This window comes from Massilia sp. CFBP 13721, assembly GCF_014842025.1.
GTDB lineage: Bacteria > Pseudomonadota > Gammaproteobacteria > Burkholderiales > Burkholderiaceae_D > Telluria.
The window spans coordinates 12,263-36,517 of the sequence record NZ_JACYUY010000033.1; the positions used below are offsets into that span (position 1 = coordinate 12,263).

21 protein-coding genes are annotated in these 24,255 nt (G+C 65.8%); 3 read left to right on the forward strand and 18 right to left on the reverse strand.

The window, feature by feature from the left end; all coding sequences use genetic code 11:
* Window positions 1-50 precede the first annotated feature (50 nt).
* The 14 genes from IFT60_RS23285 to IFT60_RS23350 form a co-directional block, all read right to left on the reverse strand.
* Entirely contained in the window at window positions 51-602 is a 552-nt protein-coding gene (locus IFT60_RS23285; RefSeq protein WP_192056281.1) for a DoxX family protein, read from the reverse strand.
* Between the two features lie 46 nt (window positions 603-648).
* A complete protein-coding gene (locus IFT60_RS23290; RefSeq protein ID WP_197986440.1) occupies window positions 649-1,158 on the reverse strand; it encodes a hypothetical protein in 510 nt (169 codons plus the stop codon).
* 55 nt (window positions 1,159-1,213) lie between these two features.
* Window positions 1,214-2,257 carry a DctP family TRAP transporter solute-binding subunit gene (locus IFT60_RS23295; protein WP_192056285.1) on the reverse strand — a complete coding sequence of 348 codons (1,044 nt, stop codon included), beginning with the start codon at window positions 2,255-2,257 and terminating at the stop codon, window positions 1,214-1,216.
* A gap of 122 nt (window positions 2,258-2,379) precedes the next feature.
* The gene (locus tag IFT60_RS23300) at window positions 2,380-3,873 is read right to left on the reverse strand and encodes an MmgE/PrpD family protein (protein WP_192056287.1); all 1,494 of its coding nucleotides are present in this window, start codon (window positions 3,871-3,873) and stop codon (window positions 2,380-2,382) included.
* Between the two features lie 26 nt (window positions 3,874-3,899).
* Window positions 3,900-4,085, reverse strand: a complete 186-nt coding sequence (locus IFT60_RS23305) for a hypothetical protein (RefSeq protein ID WP_192056289.1) — start codon at window positions 4,083-4,085, stop codon at window positions 3,900-3,902.
* On the reverse strand, window positions 4,085-4,618 hold the full coding sequence (locus IFT60_RS23310) for a hypothetical protein (RefSeq protein ID WP_229511127.1): 534 nt from the start codon (window positions 4,616-4,618) through the stop codon (window positions 4,085-4,087). The genes IFT60_RS23305 and IFT60_RS23310 overlap by 1 nt, the downstream gene beginning before the upstream one ends.
* A gap of 69 nt (window positions 4,619-4,687) precedes the next feature.
* Window positions 4,688-5,815 carry a porin gene (locus IFT60_RS23315; protein ID WP_192056291.1) on the reverse strand — a complete coding sequence of 376 codons (1,128 nt, stop codon included), beginning with the start codon at window positions 5,813-5,815 and terminating at the stop codon, window positions 4,688-4,690.
* A gap of 194 nt (window positions 5,816-6,009) precedes the next feature.
* Window positions 6,010-7,044, reverse strand: coding sequence for a 4-hydroxy-2-oxovalerate aldolase (gene dmpG / locus IFT60_RS23320; RefSeq protein WP_192056293.1), 1,035 nt, complete (start codon window positions 7,042-7,044; stop codon window positions 6,010-6,012).
* A 16-nt stretch (window positions 7,045-7,060) separates the two neighbouring features.
* On the reverse strand, window positions 7,061-8,020 hold the full coding sequence (locus IFT60_RS23325; RefSeq protein ID WP_192056295.1) for an acetaldehyde dehydrogenase (acetylating): 960 nt from the start codon (window positions 8,018-8,020) through the stop codon (window positions 7,061-7,063).
* 24 nt (window positions 8,021-8,044) lie between these two features.
* A complete protein-coding gene (gene mhpD, locus IFT60_RS23330) occupies window positions 8,045-8,845 on the reverse strand; it encodes a 2-keto-4-pentenoate hydratase (RefSeq protein ID WP_192056297.1) in 801 nt (266 codons plus the stop codon).
* A gap of 37 nt (window positions 8,846-8,882) precedes the next feature.
* On the reverse strand, window positions 8,883-10,028 hold the full coding sequence (locus IFT60_RS23335; RefSeq protein WP_192056299.1) for a CaiB/BaiF CoA transferase family protein: 1,146 nt from the start codon (window positions 10,026-10,028) through the stop codon (window positions 8,883-8,885).
* A 16-nt stretch (window positions 10,029-10,044) separates the two neighbouring features.
* The gene (locus IFT60_RS23340; RefSeq protein ID WP_192056301.1) at window positions 10,045-11,217 is read right to left on the reverse strand and encodes an acyl-CoA dehydrogenase family protein; all 1,173 of its coding nucleotides are present in this window, start codon (window positions 11,215-11,217) and stop codon (window positions 10,045-10,047) included.
* Window positions 11,218-11,251: 34 nt separating this feature from the next.
* On the reverse strand, window positions 11,252-12,433 hold the full coding sequence (locus IFT60_RS23345) for a Rieske 2Fe-2S domain-containing protein (protein ID WP_192056303.1): 1,182 nt from the start codon (window positions 12,431-12,433) through the stop codon (window positions 11,252-11,254).
* A 20-nt stretch (window positions 12,434-12,453) separates the two neighbouring features.
* Complete coding sequence (locus tag IFT60_RS23350; RefSeq protein WP_192056305.1) at window positions 12,454-13,380, reverse strand: SDR family NAD(P)-dependent oxidoreductase; 927 nt, start codon at window positions 13,378-13,380, stop codon at window positions 12,454-12,456.
* A 245-nt stretch (window positions 13,381-13,625) separates the two neighbouring features.
* On the opposite strand from IFT60_RS23350, the gene IFT60_RS23355 reads away from it, so the two are divergent.
* Window positions 13,626-14,825, forward strand: a complete 1,200-nt coding sequence (locus IFT60_RS23355; RefSeq protein WP_192056307.1) for a flavin reductase — start codon at window positions 13,626-13,628, stop codon at window positions 14,823-14,825.
* A gap of 77 nt (window positions 14,826-14,902) precedes the next feature.
* A complete protein-coding gene (locus tag IFT60_RS23360; protein ID WP_192056309.1) occupies window positions 14,903-15,796 on the forward strand; it encodes a LysR family transcriptional regulator in 894 nt (297 codons plus the stop codon).
* Between the two features lie 18 nt (window positions 15,797-15,814).
* Here the strand turns inward: IFT60_RS23360 and IFT60_RS23365 are convergent, their stop codons facing one another.
* Entirely contained in the window at window positions 15,815-16,231 is a 417-nt protein-coding gene (locus IFT60_RS23365) for a hypothetical protein (protein ID WP_192056310.1), read from the reverse strand.
* A 35-nt stretch (window positions 16,232-16,266) separates the two neighbouring features.
* Window positions 16,267-16,428 carry a hypothetical protein gene (locus tag IFT60_RS26365; RefSeq protein WP_192088059.1) on the reverse strand — a complete coding sequence of 54 codons (162 nt, stop codon included), beginning with the start codon at window positions 16,426-16,428 and terminating at the stop codon, window positions 16,267-16,269.
* 603 nt (window positions 16,429-17,031) lie between these two features.
* Between IFT60_RS26365 and IFT60_RS23370 the strand changes: the two genes are divergently transcribed.
* Window positions 17,032-22,056, forward strand: a complete 5,025-nt coding sequence (locus IFT60_RS23370; RefSeq protein WP_192056312.1) for a diguanylate cyclase — start codon at window positions 17,032-17,034, stop codon at window positions 22,054-22,056.
* A gap of 352 nt (window positions 22,057-22,408) precedes the next feature.
* Here IFT60_RS23370 and IFT60_RS23375 read toward each other — a convergent pair whose 3' ends face one another.
* Together IFT60_RS23375 and IFT60_RS23380 are read right to left on the reverse strand one after the other, a co-directional pair.
* Complete coding sequence (locus tag IFT60_RS23375; RefSeq protein ID WP_229511128.1) at window positions 22,409-23,524, reverse strand: hypothetical protein; 1,116 nt, start codon at window positions 23,522-23,524, stop codon at window positions 22,409-22,411.
* Complete coding sequence (locus IFT60_RS23380; RefSeq protein ID WP_197986441.1) at window positions 23,521-24,060, reverse strand: hypothetical protein; 540 nt, start codon at window positions 24,058-24,060, stop codon at window positions 23,521-23,523. The genes IFT60_RS23375 and IFT60_RS23380 overlap by 4 nt, the downstream gene beginning before the upstream one ends.
* Window positions 24,061-24,255: the final 195 nt, after the last annotated feature.

The following is a 24,255-nucleotide window of genomic DNA, read 5'->3' on the forward strand; positions in this document are numbered from 1 at the left end:
CGCAAATGTGGTGAATGGAATATCGGATGAAGCAGGTGGACCCGCGCGCGTCATCGCGCGCCGTTGCCCGGTTCCTGCGGCTTCTCGAAAATCGCCGGCAGCGCCTTGAAATCGGACGGCGTGCCCATCGGCGCGTGCATGCGCAGCATCGGCAGGTAGTAGCGGATGTACGCCAGGATCAGGATCAGGTTCAGGTACAGGCACCAGACCGACATGTAGGTGCTCAGGATGCGGTCGTAGCGCAGGTTCAGCACGATCGAGTTGTGGAACACCATGTACGAGACCGGCAGCGCCGCGGCCAGCGCCAGCGGCACGAAGACGTTGAACACGAGGCACAGGCCGACGATCAGCTCGACCGTCTTGACGAGGTCGAACATGCCCACTTCGAGCAGCGAGACCAGCATCACGTTCGACGGGTGCAGGGTGCCCAGCGGTTGCGGAAAGATCGGCGCATGGCCGAACATCGACAGCAGGTGGCTGGCGCCGCTGACGATCATCCAGGCGCCGAGCATGATGCGGCAGAAGACCAGCACCAGCTTGCCGATGAAGCGCAGGTCGAGTTTGTTGGTGCGGTCATGCACCGCGGGGGTGGATATTGCCATGCTGCGTGTCTCCGGTTGAAACTGTTTTGTGATGGATGGGGCGATGCTATGCCTTGGGTGCGAGGCCCATGTCGAGCGCCCTGCCGAGGGCGCTGCCGGCGCAGTCCTGGCCGTCCAGCGGTTGGGCGATGGTCTTGCGCCAGACGATGCGTCCGTTCCCGGTGCGGAACATGTCGACCAGTTCGTAGGCGCCCGGTCCTCCGCCCTGGACGCAGTGGTGCACGGCGACATTCAGGCCTTCGGCGACGACCTGGCGCACCGTCGAGGCGAGCGGGGCGCCGCCGTGGCGGTAGACCGCGTCCGGCGTGAAGTCGATCGTCTTCGGCGTGTAATACAGCTTGGCGGCTTGCGCCGCGTCGCCCTGCCCGTAGGCCAGCGCCATGTAGCCGGCCACGACCTCGCGCGGCATCTGGCCGACCCCGGGGCCGGTGTCGCCATACCAGCGCGGATTGAAATGCAGGTCCTGCGCGACATACCCTGTCAGCAGGACGCCCAGTGCGATCGAGATCGCGTTCAGTTTTTTATCGGTGATCACCGGGAAGTCTCCTGTTTGCATGCTTGTAGTTTGTTTGTTTTCCATCGGCGCCCCAGCGCGCTTTTCAGACCGCTTTTCAGTGCGCCTGCGCCGTCCCGGCGTCGTACAGGGTCCGCAGTTCCGGCTCCTGCCCGGCGAAATGGCGTTCGCGCAGCGGCGCCGTCAGCGCGCGCAGCATGGCCGACTGCGCCGGCGCCGGCGTGTAGACCGCCATGCCGCGCGTGGCCAGGGTGTCGCGAGCGGCCGCAGCCTCGGCGCGCGCCGCGCTGCGCTGCACCCGCGCAGCATCCGCCGCCGCCTGGCGCAGGATGCCCTGCTCCCGCGGCGTCAGCGCGGCCCAGGCGCGCGCGTTCGCGGCCAGCACCAGGGCGCTGTAGGAGTGATTGGTCAGGCTGAGCGAGGCCTGCACTTCGTACAGGCGTCCGGCCAGGATCTGGGAAATGAAATTGTCCTGCGCGGTGACGCGCTTCGCCTTCAGCGCGCCGTACAGTTCGCCGAAGGGCAGCGCGACCGGGTTGGCGCCAAAGGCGCGCGCCGTCTCGACGAACACCGGTTCGCCGATGACGCGCATCTCCAGGCCGCGCAGGTCGCGGGCGTCGCGCACCGGCGCGCCCGAGGTGGTGATCTGGCGAAAGCCGTTTTCCCACCACGCCAGCCCGACCAGTCCGGCCGGCGCCAGGCGCGCCAGCAGGGCCTGGCCGAAGGGACCGTCGAGCAAGGCATCGGCCTGCCGTTCGCTGGCCACGAGGTAAGGCAGGTCGAGCAGTTCGAAGGCTTTCACCTGCGGCGCCAGGCCGGTGCCGGCAACCAGCATCAGCGTGGGCGCACCGGGCGCGCCCGCCTGCAGCGCGGCGATCTGCGCGGCCGGCGAGCCGGGCACGGCATCGCTGCGCACCTTGACCTGCAGGCTGCCGCCGCTGGCGCGCGCGGCGCTGTCGGCGAAGGCGCGCATGCCCTGGCGTACCGGATGCTGCTCGGGGAGGTAGGCGCGGTAGTCGGCGATCTCGAGCTGGCGCACGGCGGGCGCCGCGGTGGCGGACACTGCCAGCAAGGCCAGGCCGCACGCGGATAAAGCACGGCGGGCCGGCTGCCCCGCACGTCGGAAGATTGTCTCCAGCATGGCTCTTTGCTTTCTAGTACTTCTGAAGATTATCATAGTTGCCCACCGTGCCTTCCTTCAATGCCGTCCATGAAATGTCAGCTATGCGGCAAGCGCATAGCTTATGGGTGGCAACTACCCGCCTAGCCGATCGCCAGCGCGGCGTTCAGGGCCGCCACGTCGGCCTCGGCCTCGAGCTTCTGCAGGCGCGCCACGACGGCGTTCGCCTGCGCCCGCTTCATGCCGGCCGCGTCGGTGCACTCGAACACCTTCTTGCGGTACTCCTCGGCCGTCATCGGGTTCTTCGGGTCGCCCTTGGCGAAGCGCACCTCCTTGCCTAAGCGCCGGCCGTCGCGCGTCTTCAGTTCGAGGCGCACGAAGCCGGGACCGCCGTCGGGGCGCACCAGGCTCTTGTCCTCGACGGTGACCATGCGTTTGGCGAGCGCGCGCAGGTCGGCGCGGCGCAGGGCCGCATCGGTGAAGTGGCGCAGGCCGACCTCGCGGTCCTGGATCGCCGCCGCCACCATCCACGGATTGCTGAACTGCGCTTCGACCACCGTTTGCGGGTTCTGCTTCTTTTCCAGCGGCGCGCCCAGCAGCATCATCTCGGCCGGAGGACTGTAGATCGTCACCGTGTCGACGTCCGCGGCGCGGATGTCGTTCGCCTTGACCAGTTCCAGGATGCCGTCGATGGCGACGTGGCCGCCGCGGCAGGACGGATACGGTTTCGGCGCGATGTCGACACCGGCGAAGCGCGTGCCGAGGCCGCCCAGCAGCGCCTCTTCCGAGTACTTGCCGCCGTGGTACTGCCGGAACAGGCCCTTGACCCCGCCCAGCACCCGGTCCGAACCGATCACGCCGTGCTTCGCCAGCCGCGCCGACATGATGCCGCCGTAGGCCGCGAAGCCGGCGCCGAGGCGCTTGGCATGGGTGCCATCGACGCTGGCCTGGGCATTTCCCGACAACTGGTGGTAAGCCAGGCCGACCGCCGACACCAGCTGGGCGCGGTTCAGGCCCATCAGGCGCCCCGCCACCAGGGTCGCGGCCAGGAAGCCGTACATCGGGGTCGGGTCCCAGCCGACGATGAAGGGCGACACGCCGGGCGAACCGGCACGCGACAGGCGGCAGGCGGCGTCGGTGCCGACCGCCACTGCGGCGATCAGTTCCTTGCCGCTGACGCGCCCGACGAAGTCGGCCATCGCCAGCGCCACCGGCACCGTGACGCAGGAGGCGTGCAGCAGCGACGGCTCGTAGGTATCGTCGTACTCGAGCGCGGCGGCCATGGCCGCGTTCAGGCGCGCCGCCTTTTCCGCCGGCAGGCGCAGCTTCGTGCCCAGCACCAGGCTTTCCGCCTTGCCGCCGGTATCGCGGCTCCAGGCGGCCAACTGGCGGATGCCGTCGGCGCCCAACGCCGGCAGCGCGACGGCCACCGTGTCGAGGATCTGGGTGCGGGTGACCGCGACCACCTCGGCCGGCAGCGCCTCGTAGCGCGTGTCGAGGCAGAAGTCGACCAGGGCGTAGATGGCATCCGGCACCGCGCCCGGCGCCGGCCCGCCCTGGAAGGCAAAGGCCGGGACGGCCCAGCTCGACGCCATCAGCGCCGATAATTGTACGAATTTCCTGCGGCTCGTTTCCATGTTCGTCTCCTCGTCTCGTCCGGTGCTCAGTGACCGCGCTTGCTGTCGCGTACCAGCATCCAGACCAGGCCGGCCCATGAGGCGCCGAAGGCGACCAGGTCGTAATTGCGGATCGGGCGGAAGCTCGTGTAGAACAGGCCCGTCGAGCCGATATAGGCGGCAGCCGTCAGCAGCAGGCACACGGCCACGGCAATCCATTTGTTCTTGGTCATCAGTTCACCTCGCCATGCAGGGAGCGTGCGCGCACGCCAGGGTTGTCGGTATTGTTGCGGGCCGGGACGGCGTCGTCGATGCGGCTGCCGATGCCGGGCTGGTAGGCCTTGCGCCCATCCCACAGCCACAGCGGTTCGAGCTTCGGCTTGACGGCGGCGTAGATCCAGCCGCTGTAGGCCAGCAGCAGCACGCCGTTCATGAACAGTTCCTGCGGGCCGGTGAACAGCTGGCGCGGGGTGGCGACGATGAAGGTGTTGAGCCAGAAGATGTTGACGGTGGCCGGGAATTCGAGGATCAGCCCGAGCAGCGTGAAGCGGTTAAAGAAGATCATCGCGCCGGTAACGATCTCGAGGTACTTGATGAGTTGATACAGGTAGATGTTGGCGTTGGCCTGGACCCACTCGCCGCCGACGCCGGGAATCTCGGGCACGTAGCCGGTCACCGCATAGCGGATGCCGGAAAACAGCAGGTGGGCGCCGAAGTACAGGCGCAGCCAATGGACGATGTAATACCAGGGTGAATTGTTCGACATGACGTTTCCTCGGTTGGACTACGATGGTCCGGGTGCGTGGGCACCCGGTGCTGCGCATGAAGCGAAGAATCAGAAACGCCAGGTCAGGCCGGTGGTGATGGCGCTGACCGGCTTCCCGGCCTGCGGCACGGGACTCTGGAACACGGCGTAGCGCGCCGCGCCGTCCTGTTCGAGGCGGGTGACGGCGGCCATCAGCATCAGGCGCCGGCTGACCTCGTAGGTGTAGGCCAGGCCATAGTTGGTGGCGTCGCTGTCGGCCGCGCCGCTCGAGTAGATGCCGTAGGTTGCGCGCAGCGCGCCGCGCTGCGACACCGGCACGACGACGCCGAACAGCTTCACCGATTCGCTGTTGCCGTTGAGGACGCCGCCGCCGGGCGCGCGCGTCGGGTCGGTCGATTCGCGCCGGATATAGCTGAAATACGGCTGCACCGGGCCGGCCTGGTATTTCGCGCCAAAGGCGATTTCGCTGTTCGAATCGGTGGCCCGGATGGCGCCGGCGCCGGGCGTGCTGCCGGCCTTGACGTAAAGGACGCCGAACTGCAGCGGGCCGGTGACGTAGTCGATGCCTGCTTCGAGCAGGCTCGGCTGGCTGGCCGCGCTTTCGTCGGGGCTGTACGACAGCTTGCCCTGCACGCCGGCCAGGCGCGGCGAGATGTAGCCGACCGTGTTTTCGGTACGGCCGGTCGGATTGATCAGGAAGCCGGTCGGCTGCCCGGTGCCGGAGGCGACGCCCGGCGCCGGCTTGCCCAGCGTGGTGACGACACCCCAGGCGTCCATCGCCGGCAGCAGCATCGGGTCGTAGGTCGGAAAGAAGGCGTAGGTCGGGCCTTCCTGGCGGCCCAGGCGCAGCGCGCCGAAGCGTTTGTTCTCCAGCTCGACGTAGGCCTGGCGGCCGAAGACGCGGTTCGGGTTGCCGTTGGTCGAGCTCGAGGTGCCCGAGTCGAGATTGACGCCTGCTTCGAGGCGGGCGTTGGCGTTCCAGCCCATGCCCAGCGCCTCGCTGGCGAGGAAGCCGATGCGCGAACCGGAACCGCCGGCATGCATGGCGGTTTTCGATTCACCCGAGGTGCGGTAGTGGGCGAGCGAGATATCGGCCACGCCATAGATTTTCAGGCCGGCCGCGGGGGCCTCGGCGGTCTGGGCGAACGGGGTGGCGGACGCGCACAGGGCGGTCATGCCTGCTACGAACTTCTTCATGCTGTCTCCATTGTTATGGTGCTGCTACGCGAATACCGCCGCCCGTCTGCGCGGGCTGTGCGGCTTGCTTGGCCAATCCTCTTTCCGGGACCGATGCTCTGGAATTTCTGTTCTAGAATTCTCCACGGATGCTGCACTTATTGCAACCCGGAAGGCTGCATCGCAGCTATACGCTTTTTGCATCGAAGCCGGCCTCAGGCCGCGACCGCCTCGCGCGCCTTGAGCATATCGAGCGCGACGTCGACGATCATGTCTTCCTGTCCGCCGACCATGCGCCGCTTGCCGAGTTCGACCAGGATGTCGAAAGCCGGCAGGCCATACCGTGCCGCCGCCGCTTCGGCATGGCGCAGGAAGCTCGAATACACGCCGGCATATCCCAGCGCCAGGGTCTCGCGGTCGACCCGCACTGGACGTTCCTGCAGCGGGCGCACGATGTCTTCGGCGGCGTCGATCAGTCCCTTGACGTCGCAGCCGTGCGTCATGCCCATGCGGTCGGCGGCGGCGATGAAGACCTCGAGCGGCGCATTGCCGGCGCCGGCGCCCATCCCGGTCAGGCTGGCGTCGACGCGGTCGCAGCCGTGTTCCAGCGCCACCAGCGAATTGGCCACGCCCAGGCTCAGGTTGTGGTGCGCATGCATGCCGGTCTGCGTTTCAGGTTTGAGCACCGCCTTGAAGGCCTTGAAGCGCGCCGCGATGTCGTACATGTTCATCGCCCCGCCCGAGTCGACCACGTACACGCACTGGGCGCCGTAGTTCTCCATCAGCCTGGCCTGCTGCGCCAGCGCCTCGGGCGTGGTCATGTGGCTCATCATCAGGAAGCCGACCGTGTCCATGCCCAGTTCGCGCGCATACTCGATGTGCTGCTGCGAGATGTCCGCTTCGGTGCAATGGGTGGCCACGCGCACGATGCGCGCGCCCGCGTCGTAGGCGTTCTTCAGGTCGTGGATGGTGCCGATGCCCGGCAACAGCAGCGTCGCCACCTTGGCATGGCTGATGCTGGCGGCCACCGCCTCGATCCATTCGAGGTCGCTGTGGGCGCCGAAGCCGTAGTTGAAGCTCGAGCCGCGCAGGCCATCGCCGTGCGCCACCTCGATCGAATCGACTTTCGCCGCATCCAGGGCTTTCGCAATCGCCACGGCCTGGTCGATCGAATACTGGTGGCGCACCGCGTGCATGCCGTCGCGCAGGGTAACGTCCGAGACGTAGATTTTTTTGTCGGTGTCAAACATGGTGTTCTCCGAAGCCTTATGCCGCCAGCGGCGCGGCGCCCATGCCGGCGGCGATGCGCTCGGCGGTCGCCAGCGCGGCGCTGGTCATGATGTCGAGATTGCCCGCGTAGGCCGGCAGGTAATGGGCCGCGCCCTCCACTTCCAGGAAGATCGAGACCTTCAGGCCTGCCTGGCGCCCGATGCCGGGCACGTTCAGGGCGTTCGCCTCGCCGAAGCGTTCGAACTGCACTTCCTGCTTCAGGCGGTAGCCCGGCACGTAGGCCGCCACCTGCGCGGCCATGTCGCGCACCGAAGCGCGGATCGCGTCCTGGTCGGCATCCAGGTCCGCCAGGCAGTAGACGGTGTCGCGCATCATCAGCGGCGGTTCGGCGGGATTCAGGACGATGATCGCCTTGCCGTGGCGCGCGCCGCCGACGTCGACGATCGCGTCCGAAGTCGTTTCGGTAAATTCGTCGATGTTGGCGCGGGTGCCGGGACCGGCCGACTTGCTGGCGATCGAGGCGACGATCTCGGCGTAATGCACTTCGGCGATGCGCGAAACGGCCGCCACCATCGGGATCGTGGCCTGGCCGCCGCAGGTGACCATGTTCACGTTCGGGGCATGCGCGTGCAGGTCGCCGTTGACGACCGGGATGCAGTAGGGACCGATCGCCGCCGGGGTCAGGTCGATCATGCGCAGGCCCGGCTTCAGGCCGCGCAGGAAGGCGTCGTTCTTGACGTGGGCGGCGGCCGAGGTGGCGTCGAACACGATGTCGATGTCGGCGAAGCCGGGCATGCGCGCCAGGCCTTCGACGCCTTCGTGGGTGGTGGGCACGCCCATGCGCGCGGCGCGCGCCAGGCCGTCGGAAGCAGCGTCGATGCCGACCATGGCGCCCATCTCGAGCCCTTTGCCGCCGCGCAGGATCTTGATCATCAGGTCAGTGCCGATGTTACCGGAGCCGATGATCGCGACCCGCTTTTTTTTCTGCTGGTTCATGTGGAATCCTTGTCCTTGTGTGCTTCAGTTGCCGAACACGGCGCGTACTTCGCCCAGTCCCTCGATGCGGGCGCTGAAGGTGTCGCCCGGCGCCACCGCCACCATCGGGCCCAGGGCCCCGGTCAGCAGCACGTCGCCGGCGCGCAGCGGGGTGCCGACGCGCACCATCATGTCGGCCAGCCAGACGGCGGCATTGAGTGGATTGGCCAGGCAAGCCGCGCCGCTGCCGCTCGACACCGTTTCGCCGCGGCGGTCCATCGCCATCGCGCAGTTCACCAGGTCCAGGCGGCCCAGGCGCACCGGGCGCGAGCCGAGCACGAACACGCCCGAGGAGGCGTTGTCGGCCACCGTGTCGAGCAGCTTGATCTGCCAGTTCTCGATGCGGCTGCCGACCACTTCGATCGCCGGCAGCGCGTAGGCGGTGGCGGAAATCAGGTCGGCGAAGGTATGGCGTTCGTGGGTCAGGTCGCGTTCCAGCACGAGGGCGATCTCGGCCTCGACTTTCGGCTGCAGGGTGCGCGCCAGCGGAATCGGTTCGCCGTCGCCGAAGGCCATGTCGGCGAACAGCATGCCGAAGTCGGGCGAATCGACGCCGAGCTGCTGCTGCACGGCGGCCGAGGTCAGGCCGATCTTGCGCCCGGCCACGCGCGCGCCGGCCGCGATGCGGCGGCGCACGTTGTGCTGCTGGACCGCGTAGGCGGCCGCCACCGGGTCGGCGCCGCCGGCCGCGGCCAGGATGCGTTCGCGCAGCGGCGCGCAGGGTGCGCGCCCGGTCTCGGCCGCCCACAGCACGTCGGCGATGTCGCTGATCTGTTGTTGGTTCATGATGTCGTGTCCGTCGAAAAGTGGAAGTGGTGGAGGATCAGCCGAGTCCGTTTAGTTCAAATTCGCGCCGGATCGCCTCGCTGTGTTCGCCCAGGGTAGGCGCCGCGCGCGTGGCCGGGCCGCGCGCGCCGTCGATCGTGACCGGGCGGTGGATGCCGACCAGCGCACCATGTTCCGGATGCGCGACCTCGTAGAAGGTGCCGGCCTGGCGCACCTGCTCGTCCTGCATGACCTCGGGCACCGTGTACACCGGCGCCGAGGGCACGTCGTGTTCGGCCAGGCGCGCGCACCATTCCTCGCGCCCGCGGCTGCGGAAGGTGGTGGCCGCCTCTTCGTACAGGAGCGCGTAGTTGCGGGTGCGCAGTTCGGCACTGGCGAAGCGCGCGTCATCCAGCAGGTCCGGGCGTTCCAGCACCGCCACGAAGGCTTGCCAGAACTTGTCGACCGACGACAGGTGCACCGTCAGCAGGCGGCCGTCCGCGCAGGGGAAGGCATAGGATTGCGAGATCGCGACCCGCGTTTGCGGTTTCGGGGTCACGCCCAGGCGCGTGAACTGGGCGAAGCCTTCCGGCGAAAACGCGATCGACGCTTCCAGCATGTTCACTTCGACGCGGGCGCCCTCGCCGCTGGTGGCGCGCCCCATCAGGGCGCCCAGGATGCCGTAGGCGGCATACATGCCGGTGATGTTGTCGGAAATCGTCGGGCCATTCATCGACGGCTCTGCCGGATCGAGCATCTGGCTGGCCAGTCCCGACAGGCCGAGGGCGACGGCGTCGTAGCAGGGCCGGTCGCGATACGGTCCGGTGGCGCCGAAGCCGGTGATCGAGCACCACACCAGGCGCGGGTTGAGTTCCCTCAGCCTGGCGTCGGTCAGGCCGAGGCGCGCCATCACGCCGGGACGGTAGTTTTCCAGCAGGACGTCGGCTTGCGCCAGCAGGCGCAGCAGGTCGGCCTTGCCGGCCTCGCCCTGCAGGTCGAGCTGGATGCTTTCCTTGTTGCGGTTGTAGGATGCGAAATGCGGGCTGTAGAGCTTGCCCGCATGGCGGCGGAACGGGTCGCCGCCGTTCGGGTGTTCGACCTTGATCACGCGTGCGCCGAGGTCGGCCAGCATCTGGCCCGCCAGCGGTGCGGTGAGCACGGTGCCCAGTTCGATGACCAGCATCCCGTCGAGGGGGTTTTTCATGTTCGGCTCCAGATGGTCAGCTGTAGTGTTTCAGGATCTGGCGCGCCAGCGTGGTGCGCAGCACCTCGGTCGGGCCTTCGGTGATGCGGTAGCTGCGCAGGTCGCGCCAGAAGCGCTCGATCGGCGTGTCCTCGGTCAGGCCCATGCCGCCGTGCAGCTGCATGCAGGTATCGGCGATGCGGAAGCCCGCCTCGACGCCGAAGGTCTTGATCATGAAGGTTTCCATCTTCGCGTCGACGCCGGCGTCGGTCTTGCGCGCCGCATCGTAGACCAGCAGGCGGGTGCAATACAGCTCGGTGAAGGCGTCGGCGATCATCCACTGCACGCCCTGGCGGTTGGCCAGCACCTCGCCGAAGGTCTTGCGCTGGTGCGCGTATTCGGCGGTGAGCGCCAGGCAGCGCTCGGCGGCGCCGCAGGCATGCGCGCCCTGGCGCACGCGGCCATAGTTGATGTAGCCCTGGGCCAGCGCGAAGCCGCGCCCTTCCTCGCCCGCCAGGTTCTCGAACGGCACCTCGACGTCCTCGAAGCTGATCTCGCAGGGCGCATCGCCCATCAGGGTCTTTTCCGAGGTGGCCAGTTTCACGCCCGGCGCATCCATGTCGACCAGGAAGCAGGAGACGCCGCCCCTGGCGCCCTTCTCCGGGTCGGTAATGGCCATCACAACGGCGAAATCGGCCACCGCCGCACGCGTGATGTAGCGCTTGACGCCGGTGAGGCGGTAGCCGTTCTCGGTGCGTACGGCACGCATGCGCATCATCGACGGGTCGGAGCCGGCGTCGGGTTCGGTCTGGGCGAAGCAGGAGCGCTTGGTGCCTTCCAGTACCGGGGTCAGGTATTTCTCGCGCTGCCGCGGGTTCAGGCCGAGCAGGATCGGGCCGACCATCGGGCCGAACAGGCCGTGGTCACGCACCCAGGAAGCGACGGTGCTGCGGCCGACTTCTTCCCAGAACACGGCCAGCGCCAGCAGCGGCAAGCCCTGGCCGCCGAATTCCTCGGGCACGTCCATCAGCCAGAAACCGGCTTTCTTGGCAGTCTCGCGCAGGGCGGCGGCCTGCTCGGGCGGCAGCATGCCGTTCGGGCCGAGCGCGTGTTCGAGCGGGATCAGTTCGCGTTCGACGAAGCGGCGGATGGAGTCGCGAAACTGCAGCAACTCCTCGGGGAGCGAATCATAAGGTGTCAGATCGAGCATGGGATACCAGTTGTCGGAAGTAGGAAGTCAGGCATCAGGCGCCGGGCTGGGTCGGCAGTGGCGCGGCCTCGTCCAGCTTGCGCCAGTCCTTGGTCGGCTGGCCCGCTTCCAGCAGTTCCAGTTCGCGGAAGAACAGCTTGCGCAGGGTGACGATGCCGAGGTCGGAGCGGCCCAGGATCTCGTCCTCGCGCGCGGTGATGCGCGCCTGGCCGCGGATCGACAGGTAATCCTGGGCGGCGGTCAGGCCGACGAACTTGTCGTCCGGGTTGTTCCATTCGCGCGAGGCGAACAGTTCGTCATGGTGCTCGGCCGGGTCGTACTTGCCGTACTTGGCGAAGTAATCGGTGAAGCGCCGGCGCGACTCCTCGCTGGCGCCGGGCTGCTGGCCATAGATCATGAAGCGCGTCGTGTTCTGTTCGTCGTTCGGGATCATCCACACGAAGACGTCGATCCACGGATCGTCAGGGCTCAAGCCGGGCACGGTGACGTGGTTATTGTTGGGGAAGGTCCAGTCGCTGACGCGCACGTTGGTTTCCGAACGGCGCGCCGTCTGGCGGATGCCGGAACTGGTTTCCTCGTACGACAGCTCGGGGATGGCGCCGGTCACGGCGGCGCCGAAGGGGCCCACCGTCAGCGCCATGTGGACGAAGCTCACGTGCACGGCGTCGAGCGAGTTCTCGACCTGCTGGAACCAGTTGTTGTCCCAGCGTTCGCGCCCGTTGGCGACCAGGGTGCCTTCGCGTTCGAGCTGCAGCTTGCGCGGCAGGTCGAATTCCGGCGCCTCGCCCTCGCCCATGTAGGCGAACACCAGGCCCATGTACTCGCGCACCGGGTAGGCCGGGATCTGCGTGCGCGGCATGCCGGTGTTGGCTTCGGCCGGGCGGTTGACGCAGGCGCCCTTGCCGTCGAATTGCCAGCCGTGATAGATGCAGCGGATTTCCTCGCCCACGATCCAGCCCGTGTGCAGCAGCGTGCGGCGGTGCGCGCAGCGTCCGCCCACCAGGTGCAGCGCGCCGCTCTCGCCGCGGTACAGGGTCAGTTCCTCGCCCATGATCAGGAGCGGGATTGCGGCGCCGGCCTGCACGCTCTCGGCCAGCGCCACCGGCTGCCAGAATTTGCGCAGCAGGCGTCCCATCGGCTTGCAGCGGCTACATTCGGTCAGTTGCTTGAATTGCTGGGCGCGTTCTTCGCGCCGTTGGTCCTGGATAGGGATCATGCTTGTCTCCGTAAGAATAATTAAGAACGCTCGACCGGCTGGCCCAGCAGCTCGGTCAGCAGTTCCTGCTCGACCCCGTAGCGGGTGACGCGGGTGGCGCGTGCGTAGTCGTTGATGGCAAGCGGGTCGTGCTTGCCCGGGGTCCAGGTGGGGTACTTGTGGCGCAGGCCGGCGTCGACCGCCATGTCGGAGCCGGTCATGCAGGACGATTCGTCGGAGGCGAGGAAGACCGTGGCCCAGGCCAGGTCGGCCGCGCGCGGGAAGCGCCGCAGCGGCAGCTGGTCGAGGTATTCCTGGCGCGAATAGAAGCCCCGCCGCGCCGGCTGCTGCCAGGCGGGATCGAACATTTCGTCGCGCATCGTGGTCCACAGCTGGTGCTCCATCGAGCACGGCGTGACGGTGTTGACGCGGATGCCGTGGTGGGCCAGGTCCATCGCCGCCGAGCGCGCGAAGTTCAGGAGGCCGGCCTTGGCCGCGCAGTAGGAAGCGCCGTCGGCCTCGCCGAAGTGGGCGGCCGTGGACATGATGTGGATGATGCTGCCGTGCGCGCCGCAGGCGAGCATGGCGCGGGCGCCGTGCTGGGTCGCCAGCAGGCCGGCGGTGGCGAAGCTGGCGACCGAATCGTCCCAGTCGTCCGTCTGCATGCCGAGCACGTCGTCCCAGTGCACGCGCCCGGCCATGTTCACCACGATGTCGAGGCGCCCGTACTGCTCGACCGTCGCGTCGACGATGCGCTTGACGTCGGCGTCGATGCGCGCATTGCCGACCACGCTCATCGCTTCCCAGCCTTCGCCGCGGATGAAAGCGACGGTTTCCTCGGCCGCTTCCGCCTTGACGTCGCTGACGCACACGCTGGCGCCTTCGCGGGCCAGGAAATGGGCAATGGTGCCGCCGATGTTCGGTCCGGCGCCAAACACGATCGCTACTTTGTTCTTCAGTCTGTCCATGGTCTCACTTCGTCTCAGGTTCTCGGGCCGGCAGCTGCGCCGCCAACGTAGAGCATTGTTAGCCTTGGGCCGAACACGTACAAGGCGAATACCTTCAAGGCTAATATGCAAAAAATGCATGAATGCCCGCAGCTGGAAAAGCCGCAAACTTCTTGAATTATGGTTCTAGAACGGATACTCTTATCCGAGGCCGCCGCCTGGCGCGGCGCAACAAGAACGATTCATGACGAGACAGTGAGGCCCTTATGCAGACCCCTACCACAGCGACGCAATTCGACGGCACCCGCTTCCGCGAGGTGCTCGGCAGCTATCCGACCGGCGTCGCCATCGTCACCTGCATCGACGAGAGCGGCCGCCCGATCGGGATGGTGATCGGTTCGTTCACTTCGGTGTCGCTCGACCCGCCCCTGATCGGCTACCTGCCGATGCAATCCTCGCGCACCTTTGCGCGCATGCGCGCCGCGCCGACCTTTTGCGTGAACATCCTGGCCGCCGACCAGGAAGCGTTGTGCCAGCAGTTCGCCTCGCCCGCCGAGGACAAGTTCGCCGCGCTGGCATGGCACCCCAGCCCGGCCGGCAACCCGGTGCTCGACGGTGTCGTGGCCTGGATCGACTGCGACTACGCCAGCGTGACCGAAGCGGGCGACCATTTCATGGTGCTCGGCGGCGTGCTGGACATGGCGCTCGAACGCGACACCGCGCCGCTGCTGTTCTTCCAGCGCGGCTATGGCCGCTTTGCCCCGGGTCCGCTGGTGGCGGTCGCCGAGCGCGAAACCATCGAGGCGGTGCGCCTGGCGGAAATCGGCCGCGACGAGATGGAGGCGGTAGCTACCGAACTGAATGCCGAATGCAGCATCGTGGCGGCGGTAGGCGGCGACATCGTCTACGTCGCGGTGGACAATTCGTCGCCGCAGTGGCGCCTGCGCAGCCGGCTCGGCTTCCGGGTACCGTGCGCGCCGCCGCTCGGCCCGCTGTTCGTCGGCCAGCCCGGCGCCCCGGCCGACGCCGAATGGCTGCGCCGCCTCGGACGGCCGGACGAGGAAACGACCGCGCGTTCGCTGGCACAGCTGGCGCAGGTGCGCGCGCGCGGCTGGTCGATCGCGCTGATGGGCCCGAACGATGGCGAGAATCTCGACGAGATGGTGCAGCTGTATTCCAATCCGCACCGCACCCCGGGCCAGGAACGGCGCCTGCTGGCGGCGGCGAAGGAGCGCGCCGGCCTGCACGAGCCGGCCGAGCTGCGCGAGGACGTGGCCTACGACGTGCGCCACCTGTCGGTGCCGGTGCACGGCGAGGCCGGCCAGGTCGTGCTGGTGCTGCGCCTGGGCGCGCTGCCCGCGGGCGTGCACCTGGCGCAGATCCACCTGTGGCTGGCGCGCCTGCAGCAAGCGGCGGCGCGCCTGGAAACCACCCTCGCCGCGCGGCCGCAACTGCTGCGCGCCTGAGACGGCAATCCCGGCGCCAGCCCCGCGAACGGTAAAATGCAGGACCACGCGACACCAACCAGGATAGCCGACCCAGTATGGAGATTACCCAGATCCGCCATTTCGTGCGCATCGCCGAAACCGGCAGCTACATCAAGGCGGCCGACCTGCTCGACATCGGGCAGTCGACCCTGAGCCGGCAGGTGCGCGCACTCGAAGTCGAGCTGCGCGCCAGCCTGTTCTACCGCCACGGCCGCGGCGTGCTGCTGACCGAAGCGGGCAAGAAGTTCCTCGAATACGCGCGCGGCGTGCTGCACCTGATGGATGCGGCCGCGATCGCCGTGCGCGACTCGGAATCGGCGTTTTCCGGCCAGCTGGTGATCGGCATGGCGCCCAGCATCGGCCGCGCCTGCATCCCGTCCTTGCTGCCGCAGCTGACGCAGCAGTTCCCGCGCGCCTCGATCAGCGTGGTCGAAGGCCTGTCCGGAACGCTGTACGACGCCGTCCTGCTGGGCCAGCTCGATTTCGCGCTGCTGTACAACCCTGCGGCCTGCCCGAACATCAAGATCACGCCGATCGTCTCGGCACCCCTGTACCTGATCGGCGCGGATGCGGTCGGCCCCGACCCGGTCAGCGTGACCCTGGCCGAAGTCGCCGCGCTGCCGCTGATCCTGCCGCACGGGAATCACTCGGTGCGCGTCGCCGTCGAGTCGGCCGCGGCGCGGCTGGGACTAGGCGTGAATGTCAGGCTGCAGGTCGATTCGTCGCACTCGACGATGGAACTGGTGGCGCAGGCGATGGGCTATTCGATCATGCCGCGGCTGGTGGAACGGGGCTCCCACCTGCCCTCGCTGTCGTGGCAGAAGATCGCCGCCCCGGCCCTGGAGACGACGCTGAGCATGGTGTTGCCGGCGCAGCAACCGAGCAACCCGCTGGTACTGGCGGCGGCGGAGGTGACGCAGACGGCCTTGGGCAAGCTGTTTGCGGAGTAGGCGCGGCATCATGCCCCATCAAACAGGATGCTCGACGCAGGGTCCGAGGCCTGATATCACCTGGGCTGCAGTGGACCCGGCGCCAATCAGGACCAGACGCGTGTGCAGGTCGTCCTTGAGGTACCTGCCTAAATCGTTGCCCAGGTAACGGAGGACTTTGTCGCGTATCTCCACACAAACAAGCGGGTAGCTGGTGCCAAGGGAACGCCATAATGCATGTGCTCCGTTCGATTGGCGTGCCCCACTGATCTCACTGGTAGGGCCGAACTGGGTCAGCAGCCAGGAAGCGTCGTCGGCGCGGCCGGCATCGACCAGGGCATCGAGGAGAGGCTGGTAGTTCGACCCATTTTCATAGTGGCGCAGGACCAACGCAGCCCGCTGGAACAAGGCTGCTTCGCCTTGATAAAATCGTTTGTGATATCCATACCATTTCATGCACGTCTTGCCCGGTCCACGCCGAGGCTGGGTATTCAAAGAGCCGCCACGGCAAAGGCAGCAGCACCGGCCATCATCACAGCAGCGGTCACTGCCATGAGACGGCTATCGCGTTCATTCCTGTTCTTTTTCTCCCTCCAGGCGGTCCAGAGCACACACATGCCCATGACGCCAAGCCCGATTGATGCTGTGCTCATTCGAAACCCCATTCAAATTGATCCCGGAGCGGCGGGACGCCGTTCCGGTGTTGTGTCGATCGGATATCGCCAAGTCCATCGGCGAGTATCGGCCATCGAGAATCGTTTGACCATTCGGGCAGGCGCGTAAGGGGAACGCGTATATGGCACCGCTTCTGCAGACTCACGATACCTGACGATCGGCGAATTACATCTATAAGAGATAGCCTGATTTTGTAGACACGCTTGTCGGATAAAGTTATCTGACAGGGGCCTTTTTGAAGACATCGAAAAAGACATGCATCCTTGAATTTACGGAAGAAGCCGTGAAGCTGGCAGCCGTAGCGCCGGACTGGCCGATGGCTTGGTGCAGGGATTGCGCTTCGAGATCCGCAGCGGGGAGGCTTTGCCTGATGTAGGAGCCCATCCTGCAGAAGGGGCCGACGTCACAATCGCGCCCCCGGCCGCCGGATAGCAGCGCCGTCACGGCGGTCCCGACGTCGTCCGAGCAGGATGTGGATATCCCTGCAGGCAGACGCACTTGCTATAATACTTGCCTGCAAGTACTGTGGCGAATCCTGCCCGTTTCATCCAGCCGCCATCGGCACACTGCAAGCCCAGCCCATGAGCGTCCTCTTCGACTACGAGATCATCGAACAATTGCACGACAGCGCTCGCTCGCTGGTCTACCGTGCCCGTGGCGCCGATGGCGCCGCGCTCATCGTCAAGCTGCCCAATCAAGCCGTCCCATCGTTTCAACAGCTGGCGCAATTCAAACGCGAATATGAGATCGCGCGGCGCTGCCGTCATCCCGGCGTGGTACGTCCGCTTGCGCTGCAATTGCACCGCGGGCGCTGGACCATGATCCAGGAGGATACCGGCGGCCTGTCCCTCGACAAGGTGTTACGCGCACGCACGGCCAGGGGCATGTCCGCGCTGGCTCTGGATGACTTCCTCGACATCGCGCTGCAACTGTGCGTGGCGCTGGAAGAAGTGCACCGACAGGGTGTGATCCACAAGGACATCAATCCGTCCAACCTGGTTTGGAATGGTGAACGGCGCCTGCTCCAGCTGATCGATTTCGGCATCGCCAGCGAGCTGCCGCACGAGAATCAGGCCATCGTCAATCCCGCCTCCCTGGAAGGCACGCTACGCTATATGGCGCCGGAACAGACCGGGCGGATGAACCGGCGGATCGACTACCGCGCCGACTTCTATGCGCTCGGCGCGACCTTTTACGAACTCCTCGCTGGCCAGCCGCCCTTCATGGCGGACGACGAGATGGAGCTGGTGCATTGCCACATCGCGCGCACACCCGGCTGGTCGCATCCGGCCTTCGATGGTTTGCCGGCCCGGCTGGTGGCGATCGTCCAGCGCCTGCTTGAGAAAAATGCCGAGCAGCGCTACCAGAGCCTGCAAGGTCTGCGCAGCGACCTCGAATCCTGCCGCGCGGCGTCACCGTTGCAGGCGCTCGGGCTGTCCGATCACAACGGCCGCTTCCTCGTGCCGCAAACGCTGCACGGCCGCGAGGATGCAATCGCCGCGCTGCTCGGCGCATTCGAGCGCAGCGCCGCCGGAAGCCGTGAAATGGTCCTGGTGGCGGGTTATCCGGGCATCGGCAAATCGGCGGTGGTGAACGAAGTGCAGAAACCGATCGTTGCCCGGCGCGGCTGCTTTTTGGCCGGCAAATCCGACCAGTTCAGGCGCGACGTTCCGTACGCATCGCTGATCCAGGCTTTCCAGGAACTGGTGCGCGAGCTGCTCTGTGAGCCCGAGGAATCGTTGCGACAATGGGCCGTGCGGCTGCGCACTGGCCTGGGCGACGGCCTGGGCGTGATGGTCGAGCTGATTCCCCGGCTGACGCTGATCGTCGGCCCCACCGAGCCTGTTCCCGCGATGGCGCCGGAACAGGCTCAGCTTCGGCTGAACCGCGCGTTCCCCCGTTTCGTCGACGTGTTCGCGACCGCCGGCCGCCCGCTGGTACTGTTCCTCGACGACCTGCAATGGGCCGATGCGGCCACCCTGCGGATGATCGAGCTGCTCATGAGCTCGCGCGACAAGGGTCACCTGCTGCTCATCGGCGCCTGTCGCGACAACGAAGCCGGCGCCCTCGCCCCCCTGATCGCACTGCGCGACAGGCTGCTGGCGGGCGGCCTGCGCCTCCCCACGCTGGTGCTGGGCGCGCTGACCGAGCCCGAGGTGGGACGCATCGTGTCGGCGGCCGTGCGCGCGGCGCCGGCCGATTGCGCCGCGCTGACCCGGCTGTGCTTCGCCAAGACCGGCGGCAACCCATTTTTTCTCAAACAGTTCCTCGGCTCGATCCACGATGCCGGCCACCTGCGCTACCGCGCCGATGATGACAGCTGGGAGTGGGACCTAGCCGCGATTCAAGAGGCCGGCTACACCGACAACGTCGTCGAGCTGCTGGTCAATAAAATCCGCCGCCTGCCGCCCGCGACGCAGCGTCTGCTGCAACTGGCGGCGTCGAGCGGCAGCCGTTTCACGCTTGATATGCTCGCGCTGGTCCTCGAATGCAGTCCATGGGAGGCGCAGCAGGTCTTGTGGCCGGCGCTTGACGCGGGACTGATCCAGCCGCTCGATGGCGGCTACAAGTACGTCGACGCCAACGCGAGCGAAAGCGGGGTCGGCTACCGGTTCCTGCACGACCGCGTGCAGCAGGCCGCGTATCTGATCGTGGATACGGACACGCGCGCGCGCAACCACCTGCGCATCGGCCGGCTCCTGTTGCGGCAAACGCCGCGGGAACGGCAGGACGAGAGGCTATTCGAGATCGTCGATCAGCTCAACGCGAGCCGCGCGCTGATCATCGACGCCGGCGAACGCGTGCAGCTGGCGCAGATGAACCTGCGCGCCGGCGCCAAGGCGCGGCGCTCGGCGGCCTTCACGGCCACACTGGAGCACATGCGCACGGGCCTCGGTTTGCTGCCGGCGGACGCATGGCGAAGCCACGCCGGACTCTGGCTCGACCTGCAACTCGGCACGGCGGAAGCGGCCTACCTGTGCGGCCAGTTCGACGCCGCCGAGGCGATCTATCCGGAGGTACGGGCGCGTAGCCCTGCTCCGCTGCTGCAGGTGCGAAGCATCGTGGTCCAGGCGCACCAGTACCAGCTGCAGGGCCGGCTGCAGGATGCCATCGCGGTGCTGTGCGAGGGACTGGCGCTGCTCGGCTTCGACATTCCACACGATACGGCGCAACAGAAGGCGCGCTTCGAGCACGTCCTGGCCGACATCGAGCACTCGGGCGGCGCGCGCATGCCCGACGATTTGCTCGCAGCTGGCGACATGCACGATGCGGCTTCAGTAGCGGCGCTGCAGATGATGCACGGCCTGTGGATGGCCTGCTACTATGCCGGCAAACAGGAGCTGTGCCAGCTGATGGTGCTGTCGATGACGCATTTGTCGATACAGCGGGGCAGCAGTGATTTCAGTGCGGTCGCCTACGTCGCCTACGCGTCTATTTTGGCGCTGCAGGATGGCAACTTCGCGCGCAGCTACCGTTTCGGCGCGATGGCGCTGGCGCTGGCAAGACGCCGCGCCAACCTGCAGGCACGCACCCAGACAGCCTTGATGTTCGCGGCGCTGATCAACCACTGGACGCAGCCGCTGCGCAGCTCCGACGCGCTGTATGAGGAAGCACTCGGCTGGGCGCTGGAAATCGGCGACTTCGTCCAGGTCGGGGTGGTAGCCGCCGTGCGCGCGACCGAGCGGATCATCCAGGGCGACTATCTGCCGGACCTGATGCACGCCATCGAACATGACCTGGTGCTGATGCGCGCCAATGGCCAGCAGGCGATGGCCGATTGCTGCATGGCGGCGGCGATCCAGCCCATCAAGTCCCTGATCGGCCTGTCGCCGCGCAGCGACAGCTACGACGACGCGGTGTTCAACGAGACGGGCTTCCTTGAACAATATGGCGCATCGAGCTTGTATCGCGCCTACTACCTGCAGGGGAAGATCCGCAACGCTTATCTGTTCGACGCCGCCGATGCCGAGGCGCTGGCCAGTCAGCTCGACATCGTGACGCGGATGATGCGCAACCAGGCCAAGGTGCCCGAGACCTGCTTTTACGCGGCGCTGATCTGGATCCGCGCGTTACGGCGCGATCCCGCGCGCGCCGATGCGGACGATGTGCTGGCGCAGATCGGCGTGTTACAGGCCAGCCTCGCCAAGTGGGCCGAGCATGGCCCGGGCAACGTCGGCGCCAGGCATGCACTGGTGCGGGCCGAAATGGCTCGCTACCGGCAGGACCTGGCGCTGGCAACGCGTTGCTACCAGCAGGCGATCGACGAAGCCGCCCTCGCCGGCTACGTCAATGTCCAGGCACTGGGAAATGAGCTGTGCGGCGAGTGCTGGCTCGAGCAGCAGCAGCCGCGGGTGGCGACGGTGTTCATCAAGGACGCCGTCGCGTGTTACGCCCAGTGGGGCGCGGAGGGCAAAGTGACGCAACTGCGCGAGCGCCACAGCGACTTGCTGTCAAAGGCGGATGGACGCGCCATGCAGTCGTATGCCGGCACGCATACGCAAGGCGGCGCCGCCCTCGACCTGGCTTCGCTGCTCAAGGCGGCGCAGACCCTGGCGAATGAGACGGGCCTGCGCAACGTGCTCCAACGCCTGATCGCCATCGCGCGCGAAAACGCAGGTGCGCAGGTGGCGCGCCTGCTGCTGCTGTCCGACAGCGCCTACCGGCTCGAAGCTGATATCGACGGCGATGCCATCACCGTTTTGCAGTCCCGCCAGATTCATCTCGACGCCGCCGGCGATCCGCAATTCCCGCTGTCGCTGCTGCGCTACGTCATCCGTACCGGCGCCGAGGTCATCGAGGACGACATTGCGCAGGACCCGCACTTTGCCGCCGATCCCTATGTACGACAACACCAGCCGCGTTCAGTCATGTGCCTGCCGGTGCGCCACAGGGGCGGCATCGACGGCGTCCTGTACTTTGAAAACCGGCTGGCCGAAGCGTCGTTCACCGATGAGCGTGCAGCGTTCCTGCGCATGCTCGGTGCACAGGCAATGATCTCGATCGCCAGCGCCAAGCTGCATGACAGCCTGGAACAGCGCGTGGCCGAGCGCACCGCGCAACTCGAGGACGTCAACCGCAAGTTGGCAACGCTATCCATCACCGACGGCTTGACGGGCCTGGCGAATCGGCGTCACTTCGACGAGGTCTTGCGCAGCGAAAGCACGCGCGCCGTCCGCGCAGGCCTGCCGCTTGCCGTCATCATGCTCGACGTCGACTACTTCAAGAAGTTCAATGACCGCTATGGCCACCAGGCTGGCGACGCATGCCTGGTCCGGGTAGCGCATGCGCTCGCGGCCGGCACGCATCGAACCGGCGACCTGGCGGCGCGCTACGGCGGCGAGGAATTCTCGATCGTGCTGCCCGATACCGGCGCCGGCCAGGCGTACTACGTCGGCGAATCGCTGCGCGGTGCAATCGAAGCACTCGACATCGCCCATGCGAGTTCGCCTACGGGACATGTCACGATCAGCGTCGGCATCGCGATCCAGGCAGCACAGGAAGCGCACGATCCGGATGCGCTGCTGCAGCGCGCGGACGTCGCGCTGTACCGGGCCAAAAATACGGGACGTAATTGCGTCGTGCTGAGCGAGGACATCGAACGCTAGTGTCCAGTCGGCCGCTTGCGCTACGACGGTGGGAATTCGACAAACAGCGAGGTCTTGCCACAGTTGGCAACGTGGCACATCAACCCAGAGCTGTGATTCCTGGCGCGTCTGGTCACGCCTGCTTGAGTGATAATGGTATCGATGATTTCAAGCCCATGTACTCTCAAAAAAATCTCGCCTAAGCGAGCTTTTGAAGACTAGCGCAAAAAAAAAATTTTCCAAAAGGAAACTCATTCCCACTCGATGATCAACGGATGAGCTAACCCTCTGATTGCGCAGGAGATCTCATCGATACCTTCTAATCGATACCATGCGCGATACCATGTTGAGGTCGCCTGTACAAAGCCAACGCTTACTCGTCAAGCTCAATGTCATCGAACTTGTATTTCAATAACGCGTCGCGCCTCACCTTTACGACGACGCGTCGGTTGACCATCGGGCCAATGACATCGTCTAGCGCCTCTGCTAAGCCGACGATGTGATGTGTGCCGACGTCGGACGCTACCTCGATCCAGTCCTTGTCCAGATTGACCGCACGCAGCACGCCACGCAGCGTCTCTTCGACCGTCTCCGAGTCCGTAACGCGTTTAGGCTTAAGGCGGCTAATTTCGGCGCTGATCGTCTTGCGGTTTTCTGGCCGCAGTTCCACGACGTCGCCTCCCAAAGCGGAGCTGATCTCCATTTGTCCGAACGTCGTTCCGGTTGGAGCGAGATTGCGTGCGAGCTTTAAGAAGGTGGACCTGTAATCGGCGTCTGGTATGATCAATTCCAACTGCGCGGCGTCGCCGGCGGCGCTTGCGCGAAGCACTGTCAAGAAGCGCTCAGCGATCAGGTCAGGATCAACCGTCGTTTTAAAGAAATCACGTTGGGGAGGCTCTTGAATCGCGACACTGAACTGATAACTTCCAGGAGGCATTTGGAAAAGCCAAGCGCGGCAAGCGTCCTGAACTTCACGCTTGGGGTCGCCCCTGCGCCGCAAAGGCATATCCTGCGACTCTTCGATGGTCCGATAGAAGATCGACTGAATGGTTTTCACCTTGTCGACAATAAGGTCAAGCGGCGCACCGCCGACCACCACCTCCCCTCCCTTCACAGAGAAATTGACTTGCCCTGGCAGGAACGCCACCTCGGCCTCGCTCTTGGACTCCTCAATCCATATCGCTTGCACTAACGCTTTGAGCTGATCTACCGCGAAATCCGGCAAGTCCCCGCGGCCGAGCATCAGATAGCACAACTGAGAGGCTTTTTTGAAGGAGCGCGCTTTGAACCACAAAGATGCTGCGCTCACGGCCGTAATGCCAAGGGTGCGCGGCTTGTTCGGCGCTAGGTCGAGCAAGGCTTGATTCTCGGCTTCGGCAGCTTTCAGATAAAGGCTTCTGGCTGTGGTCGCATCCTTGCGTCGCGTATGCACCTCAGCTTCGGACGCGAGGCGTTCGCTTTCGGCGTGCCAATGCACCCACGTCATCATTCGTCTCCCATGTGGGCAATGGCGATCAACTTCTCTCGAAAACCGATCACCGCCGCCAATGCCGGGAGGTTGCTGCGGCCTTTTTCAGTCTGCCGCAGCTTTTGGCGCAGCCGAGCCCGAACCACCGCTTCGTTGCCGGCTCCGACCCCAGACACCTCCATCCGCAGGCAACCCTCCATGTCATCGGGGTCTGAACCAATAGGAGCGATATAGTAGTCTGCGCCGGTGAGCGTCTCGGCCCGCCGGACCGCAACAAGTCCCGCCAAAGACTCGATTGCGGCGAAGGACACGGCATAGGCTCCTTGCTCCGTGGCGTCGATCTCGTTCGAATGCGCCCTCGACACCGCGGGCGTTGGCTCAACCCAAGACAACAGGCAGGTGGGCGCACGATTTTGATATTGCGCGGTTATCTCGGTCGGCGCTTGGTGATGTTCGCTTAAACAAACAGCCGCCGCTTCCGCATACGCATCGCCTAATGCGTTAGTAACGCCTGGATGCCTCTCGCCGAGTCCTTCCAGTCTCAATACAATCGCCATGTCCACGCCCGTTATGGTTTTTATAAGGGAATAATATTGCAAAAACTAGCGCTCAGCTACGGTCACTTGGAGCGAGTCAAATGAATTCAAACATCATGAAGACTGCTTTTAGTCTTTTTATTCATGACAAGCAAAAACTCGCCGATCATTGCGTTCATCTCTCTAATAATTTTCGTATGGCAGCCGTTCAATCTG

Coding starts and splice junctions, on each gene's coding strand:
- IFT60_RS23285 (WP_192056281.1), bottom strand. CDS start 602: ATGGCAATATCCACCCCCGCGGTGCATGACCGCACCAACAAACTCGAC.
- IFT60_RS23290 (WP_197986440.1), bottom strand. CDS start 1,158: ATGCAAACAGGAGACTTCCCGGTGATCACCGATAAAAAACTGAACGCG.
- IFT60_RS23295 (WP_192056285.1), bottom strand. CDS start 2,257: ATGCTGGAGACAATCTTCCGACGTGCGGGGCAGCCGGCCCGCCGTGCT.
- IFT60_RS23300 (WP_192056287.1), bottom strand. CDS start 3,873: ATGGAAACGAGCCGCAGGAAATTCGTACAATTATCGGCGCTGATGGCG.
- IFT60_RS23305 (WP_192056289.1), bottom strand. CDS start 4,085: ATGACCAAGAACAAATGGATTGCCGTGGCCGTGTGCCTGCTGCTGACG.
- IFT60_RS23310 (WP_229511127.1), bottom strand. CDS start 4,618: ATGTCGAACAATTCACCCTGGTATTACATCGTCCATTGGCTGCGCCTG.
- IFT60_RS23315 (WP_192056291.1), bottom strand. CDS start 5,815: ATGAAGAAGTTCGTAGCAGGCATGACCGCCCTGTGCGCGTCCGCCACC.
- dmpG (WP_192056293.1), bottom strand. CDS start 7,044: ATGTTTGACACCGACAAAAAAATCTACGTCTCGGACGTTACCCTGCGC.
- IFT60_RS23325 (WP_192056295.1), bottom strand. CDS start 8,020: ATGAACCAGCAGAAAAAAAAGCGGGTCGCGATCATCGGCTCCGGTAAC.
- mhpD (WP_192056297.1), bottom strand. CDS start 8,845: ATGAACCAACAACAGATCAGCGACATCGCCGACGTGCTGTGGGCGGCC.
- IFT60_RS23335 (WP_192056299.1), bottom strand. CDS start 10,028: ATGAAAAACCCCCTCGACGGGATGCTGGTCATCGAACTGGGCACCGTG.
- IFT60_RS23340 (WP_192056301.1), bottom strand. CDS start 11,217: ATGCTCGATCTGACACCTTATGATTCGCTCCCCGAGGAGTTGCTGCAG.
- IFT60_RS23345 (WP_192056303.1), bottom strand. CDS start 12,433: ATGATCCCTATCCAGGACCAACGGCGCGAAGAACGCGCCCAGCAATTC.
- IFT60_RS23350 (WP_192056305.1), bottom strand. CDS start 13,380: ATGGACAGACTGAAGAACAAAGTAGCGATCGTGTTTGGCGCCGGACCG.
- IFT60_RS23355 (WP_192056307.1), top strand. CDS start 13,626: ATGCAGACCCCTACCACAGCGACGCAATTCGACGGCACCCGCTTCCGC.
- IFT60_RS23360 (WP_192056309.1), top strand. CDS start 14,903: ATGGAGATTACCCAGATCCGCCATTTCGTGCGCATCGCCGAAACCGGC.
- IFT60_RS23365 (WP_192056310.1), bottom strand. CDS start 16,231: ATGAAATGGTATGGATATCACAAACGATTTTATCAAGGCGAAGCAGCC.
- IFT60_RS26365 (WP_192088059.1), bottom strand. CDS start 16,428: ATGAGCACAGCATCAATCGGGCTTGGCGTCATGGGCATGTGTGTGCTC.
- IFT60_RS23370 (WP_192056312.1), top strand. CDS start 17,032: ATGAGCGTCCTCTTCGACTACGAGATCATCGAACAATTGCACGACAGC.
- IFT60_RS23375 (WP_229511128.1), bottom strand. CDS start 23,524: ATGATGACGTGGGTGCATTGGCACGCCGAAAGCGAACGCCTCGCGTCC.
- IFT60_RS23380 (WP_197986441.1), bottom strand. CDS start 24,060: ATGGCGATTGTATTGAGACTGGAAGGACTCGGCGAGAGGCATCCAGGC.